This window comes from Nocardia sp. NPDC003345 (assembly GCF_053589395.1).
This window is the reverse complement of sequence record NZ_JBSFRU010000365.1, coordinates 1-6,076: the sequence shown is the minus strand read 5'-3', so window position 1 is coordinate 6,076 and position 6,076 is coordinate 1. Positions and strand designations below refer to the sequence as shown.

Genomic DNA, 6,076 nt, shown 5'->3' with positions numbered 1-6,076 from the left:
CCGTGCGAGAGCAGTTGGACGCTCTCGGCTCTCTCGGGACCGCGCAACACGCCCCTAATAGTTTTCCAGGAGCACGACCCCGTGCAGTTCACACCGTGGGTGGAACGCACCACCTTGTCGTGCGACCAGCGGTCCCGGTAGAACTCGTCGCCGTCACGACCGCCGACCTTGTGCACGGTCCGCTGATCCGCGGAGACCTCGCCGCGCTGGAAATACTTCCCCAGCCGCAGGAGTGCGTCGCCGGCGCCGGGATCGGCGGGCCGATCGGTACGCGCCGACCCCGGATTTCGTGAGGCAACCACGACGCCCCCTTTTCTGCAAACGGTGAATCGGGCTGATGCCGTGTATGAACGCGCCGGGCCCGGCGGCGGTAGCGCAGCGTGACCAAGAAGGGCCCGCGCTCATACACAGTCAATACGAACTGTAAGGACGCCACCCGACCTGGCCAAACGGTCTTCTCACATCGAAAACCGCAGGTCGGTGAGGTGTGAGGTCACCGCAATGTGGCGGTCACGGTGAGCGGGCCGCCGGGCCCGCCACCGGCGGCGCGAACCTGGGAAAACCGCCGGAAACGCGCCCCGCCCGGGCGCCGGGCGGGCCGATCCGGCCGGTTCGGTGAAATTTCGGAAATCGTGGCTTCTCCAGTGGTTTACATTTGTTTACACGACCGGGCACCACCCGCACCCCGGCCCACAGGCCGGGCCCGGCTCGGCTTCCAGCAGCTGGGAAGCCGTCGCTGCGCATCTCATGCCCCGGTCGTCTACGCTGCTGCCCGATCCGACCGCCGTCGGCGGTCGCCCGAGCAGGTTCGAGGTAGGCGAATGTTCGGTGTTGAACGGCGGGGGCGACATCGTATTCCGCTCACCGCCGCGCTGGTCCTGACCGTGCTGGCGGCCGGTACCGCGCTGCTGCCCGGATCGCCCGCCGCGGCGGCACCGGCGATCACGGTGCATCCCGGTATGGAGATCCGGCACACCACGATCGCCGACGGTAAAGCCGTGATCAACAAATGCACGATCGGACTGACCGGCTCCATCGGCGCGGCACAGTACGCGGTGACGGCCGGGCACTGCTATCACCCGGGCATCGTCACCGACAAGGTCGGCAATCCGATCGGCTGGTTCGAATTCCAGCACCCCGACGACGGCCTGAAATTCGGATTCGGGCTGATCCGGCTGTACGACGGTATCGGCGTCGCCGCGTCCATGGGCCGCTTCGGGCTGTCCACCATGGATATGAAACCGCAGCTTGGCCAGGAGGTCTGCAAGATCGGTGCCACCACCGGCTGGAGCTGCGGCACGATCACCGAGGCCACCGAGGAATGGCTCTACGTCAGTAACGCCCTCGGCGCCGAGGGCGGCGATTCCGGTGCGGTGGTCTACCGGCAGACCGCCGACGGGCATGCCGCGTTCGTCGGGATCCTGGTGGCCTACGACGACGCCCAGGGCCGCAGCGCCGTGGTGGAGCCCGCCGCCTGGCTGTTCGACCGGATCGAGCGCTACGGCCCCACCCGCGACGAGCCTTTCGTCTGGTATCGGGTCTGACCGGACCGGACCTCGGCCGCGGGATCCCGGCCGGTCAGACTCCGAGCGCGCCCGCGAACACCGGCCAGGACCGGTGCAGATCGTCCTGCCAATAGGCCCAGGCGTGGGTGCCCGGGTGCAGATGTACCGCCGCCGGGATCTGCGCGGCGGCCAGTGCGGCGACCAGCGGACCGGTGCAGTTGCCGACCACCGTCTCCATGGCGCCGCCGACCACCATCCGGTCGGCCAGGCGCAGCGGATCGCCCTCGATACCCCGCGAGCCCAGCACCTCGTGCTGCCCGGGAGCTCCGTTACCCGACGAGATGTAGAGCGCCGTACCGCGCAGGCGTTCCAGATTCAGCATCGGATCGTGCTCGGTCCAGGCCGGATTGTCCGGCGCGCCCCACATATTGGTGGCGTTCGCCCCGAACAGCGCCAGCTGCGAGTACACGATGGCGCGGGCGGCCGGATCGCTGGTCCGGGTGCATCCGCTGTAGGCACCGACCGCCCGGTACAGCCCCGGCGCCCGGGTCGCCAGGTTCAACGCCGAGGTCGCCGACATCGACAGGCCCGCTACGGCGTTGCGCCCGGTCATCCCGAACCGGGAGTCCAGCAGCGGCGGCAGCTCGCGGGTGAGGAACGTTTCCCATTTGCTACGTCCCAGTACCGGATCGTCGGCGATCCAGTCGGTGTAGTAGCTGGCCCGGCCGCCGATCGGAACGATCACGTTCACCGGTTTGTCGGCGAAGAATTCCTCCACGTCGGTGCGCCGCATCCACGGCCCGCCGTCCTCACCGCCGTCGACGGCATTGAGCAGGTACAGCGCGGGCGCACCGGGGCCGGGATGCGACATCCACAGCGTGATCGGCCGGTCCATGGCCGCCGAATGCACGACCACCTCGAGCTGGCGCCCGCCCAGTGGCCGTATATCGAGGATCCGGGCCGGTCCCTCGGCGGCGGCCGGACCGGCCACCACCGCCGGAATCAGGCCGATACACAGCGTGAACAGGTACACCAGGCAACGCGGCAGCCGGTACATGCCGAGGTTTCTATCACGCGCCGGACCGGCCCGGCGGTATTCACCTGGCGTGTTCGTCGTGGTCGTGGACCCGCAGCGCGGTGATCCGCCCGGCCTGTTCCTCCGGCACCCGCATCCGCTCGGCGATCGACCACCGCAGCGCGCGTGGCAGCTGCGGCGCGACCTTTCCGAAATAGGCGTACAGCCATTCCGCGCGCGCGACCAGGAACGGATAGTCGGTGGTCATCATGGGCCGGATCACCAGCATCGGCAGCGGGGCGTCGAGCGGATGGAAATCGGCGTTCCACAATCCCGGCACCCGGCAGCCCGGATAGAACTGGCCCAGCATCAGCCCCTCGCCGACGACCTCGGATTTGTGCAGCCGGTGGACCCGGTCGATCCGGGCGGTATCGGTGAGGCCCGGGAAGGCCGCCACCGCGGTGAGCCAGCGTTCGTCACTGCCGTCGCGCAACCGGTGGTAGAGGTCGCGGGCATCGAGTACCGCCGCCGACAGCTCGTCGTCGCGGAGATCGTCCCCGCCCGGTACGACCGCGGTCCACAGGGCCCGGCGCAGGGTCGTCTGCCGGACGAACGGGCAGACCGGCCCGTCCCGGCCCAGGGCCGGGTGCGGTTGGCAGAGATGGGAGGTGATCCATCCGGTCAGCGCCGCGGCACCGGGATGTTCCCGCGCCCAGCGGTCCGGGTCCGCGTAGACGTCGCGCCAGGCGACGCCGGTGCGCGGCCCGCGGTACTCCGGCGGCTCGGCCCGGGCGCCGGCCGCCTGCCGGGCGGCGGCCGAAGTGAGGGCGCGGCGGCCGGTCACCGGCTGCCCGCCGGTTCGACCGGGCGGGCCAGATGCCTCGCCAGGATGGGTCCGATATCCGCGACGACATCGGCATTGGTCAGCTGCCCGTGCGCGGCGTCGACGGGGTATTCGATCAGTTCCCCGGTGACGTAGGGCCGCCAGAGCCCGGAATCGAGCATTTCGGTCATGCCCCGGGTCGCCGAGAAGTACAGCAGATCCCCGTCGAAGACCCCGGGCCGGTAGCGATGCGATATCTCGACCCCGCTCACATAGGCCCGATGCAGCCGGTCCAGCTGACCGGCCGTCAGCCCGGTCCCCAGGGTGGCGCCCGCCGCGGCCAGTTCGGCGGCGGCCTCGGCGGCGGTGAGTTCCGGCGCCGCGGCGGCGGTCGCCTCATCGGGTTCCTCGCCGAGCAGATGGTTGAGCAGGTCCCGCATCCGCGGCCGGGGCGGCGGCGGGGAATCGGGCGGGAACACCACGCTGTCCAGCATGGCCAGCAGTGCGACCTCCCGGCCGAGATCCCGTAACCGCACTCCGGCGGCGTGCGCGAGCTGTCCGCCCAGCGACCAGCCCAGCAGGTGGTACGGCCCCTCCGGCTGCACCCGCAGGATTTCGCGCACATAGTGTTCGGCGAGTTCGCCGGCGGTGCCGGGGTCCGGCCCGGCGGCGGTGAGCACGGGCGACTGCACACCGTAGACCGGACGGTCCGCGATATGGCGCGACAGACCGGCGTAACACCAGGCCAGCGGAACCGCGGAGTGGAAACAGAACAGCGGCGGCCGCGCGCCGCCGCGCCGCAGCGGCAGCAGTATCTGCAATCCCTCGGCGGATTCGGTGGCCGGGCCCCACGTGCCGTTCCCGTTGCCGGTGGCCGCCGTCGCGCTACCGAACTCGGCGGCGGCGCGGTCCGTGGCGATTCGTGCGGCGAGATCGGCCACAGTGGGCGCGGTGTACAACCACCGCACCGTGATCGGGAGCCCGGTGGTTTCGGCGAGATCGGCCGACAGGCCCACGCCCGATAGCGAATTCCCGCCCAATGCGAAGAAGTCATCGTCCAGGCCGACGGATTCGCGGCCCAGCGCCCGGCCGATCCGCTCGGCGACCAGCCGCTGCGTATCGGTCTCCGGCGGCCGGTGGTCCCGGACCAGCACGGGTTCGGGCAGGGCGCCGCGATCGAGTTTCCCGCTGGGGGTCAACGGGATCCGGTCGATCGGCACCAGCACCGCGGGCACCAGCGCCGGGGGCAGCACCGCCCGTAGTCGTCGAAGGGTCGCCGCGGTATCCACCGGATGATCCGCGGCCGCGACGATATAGCCGGCCAGCCGGGCCCCCGGGCCCGGACCGCCGCTCACCGTGACAACCGCCTGCGCGATCTCCGGTCCGGCGGTGAGGGCCGATTCGATCTCGGCGGGTTCGATCCGGCGGCCGTGCACCGACAGCTGCCGGTCGGCCCGGCCCAGGTATTCGTAGCCGGCCGGGTCCTGCCGCGCCAGATCGCCGGTGCGATATATCCGCCGCCCGCATCCCGCCGGATCGGCGACGAACCGCACGGCCGTCGCGGCGGGAGCGCCCAGATATCCGAGCGCGACACCCGGGCCGCCGATATACAGTTCCGCCCGCCCACCGGCGGGCGCCGGGCGCAGCCTCCGGTCCAGCAGTTTCGCCCGCACCCCGGGCAGCGCCGGCCCGATGAGCACCGGGTCGCCGGGCGGGAGCGGATCGCTCTGCATGGTCATCACGGTCGTCTCGGTGGGGCCGTAGCCGTTGTGCAGCCGGACCCGCGGCGCCCACCGCCGCACCAGTTCGGCCGGAGGCGTCTCCCCACCGGTCACCACGACCCGCAGTCCGGGCAGTTCCGCGGGGTCCAGAGTGGACAGAATCGCCGGGGTGCTGAGCAGATGGGTGATACCGGCGGTCCGGACGAGGTCGCCGAGTCCGGCGCCCATCGCGGTCCCGGACCGGGCGACCACCAGCCGCGCCCCGGCCGCGAACGCGGCCAGCAGTTCCAGCAGATGCGCGTCGAAGGCAGGGGAATGCGCGTGCAGCACCACGGAATCGGCGTCCAGCCGGTAACACTCTAGGAGGTGGTCGGTGAGCGCGCCCAGCCCCCGGTGACCCACCAGCACGCCCTTCGGTGTTCCCGTGGTGCCCGAGGTGTGGATGAGGTAGGCGGGGTGGTCCGGCAGCGGCCGGGCGAACCGGCCCGCGACGACCGCCGGGGCCGGACCGTCGAGGTCGAACCAGCGGATCGCGGTATCGCCGTTCTCTGCCGCACCTGCCTGCCCGGCGTCCTGGGCTGTGCCGGCTCTCGCCTGGAGCTTCCGCCGGATTCCCGAAACCGTCAGCCCGGTGCGCACCCGGGCGGCGGACAGCAGGGCCGCGATACGGTCCGGTGGGTCGTCGGGGTCGATCGGCATCAGGCAGGCGCCGCGGGTCGCGACCACCCACACCGCGAGCACCGATTCGACCGAGCGTGGCACGGCGACGGCCACCGGCTCACCGGGTCCCACACCGGCTTCCAGCAGGGCCTGCGCCCATCGTCGGGCCTGCCCGTCGAGTTCGCCGTAGGTGAGCGCGCGGGTCCCGTCCACTACCGCTATCGCATCGGGACGACCGGCCCCACTTCGCAGCAGGTCGGAAAGCGTCCGGGTGCCGGGACCGGCCGAATCGGCCGCCGCCCACCGGACCGGGGCCGCCGGTCTCCCGGCCCGGGCGCCCGCGCGACGATTC

The 6,076-nt window shown here is 71.4% G+C and carries 4 protein-coding genes and 1 pseudogene; 1 reads left to right on the top strand and 4 read right to left on the bottom strand.

The window, feature by feature from the left end:
- Nucleotides 1–302: pseudogene (locus tag ACWDU1_RS28075) on the bottom strand (hypothetical protein); the annotation flags it as partial.
- Nucleotides 303–821: 519 nt separating this feature from the next.
- Here ACWDU1_RS28075 and ACWDU1_RS28070 point away from each other — a divergent pair.
- Nucleotides 822–1,544: a hypothetical protein gene (locus ACWDU1_RS28070; protein WP_450003022.1), complete on the top strand. Its 723-nt coding sequence runs from the start codon at nt 822–824 to the stop codon at nt 1,542–1,544.
- Between the two features lie 34 nt (nt 1,545–1,578).
- Here ACWDU1_RS28070 and ACWDU1_RS28065 read toward each other — a convergent pair whose 3' ends face one another.
- From ACWDU1_RS28065 to ACWDU1_RS28055, 3 genes are all read right to left on the bottom strand, one after another.
- Nucleotides 1,579–2,562 (bottom strand): alpha/beta hydrolase, encoded by a 984-nt coding sequence (locus ACWDU1_RS28065; protein WP_450003020.1) that lies wholly within the window; start codon nt 2,560–2,562, stop codon nt 1,579–1,581.
- A 40-nt stretch (nt 2,563–2,602) separates the two neighbouring features.
- Nucleotides 2,603–3,364, bottom strand: coding sequence for a DUF6875 domain-containing protein (locus tag ACWDU1_RS28060; protein ID WP_450003018.1), 762 nt, complete (start codon nt 3,362–3,364; stop codon nt 2,603–2,605).
- Nucleotides 3,361–6,076 (bottom strand): amino acid adenylation domain-containing protein (locus ACWDU1_RS28055; RefSeq protein WP_450003017.1); only part of this gene is annotated, 2,716 nt, incomplete at its 5' end. The genes ACWDU1_RS28060 and ACWDU1_RS28055, both read right to left, overlap by 4 nt.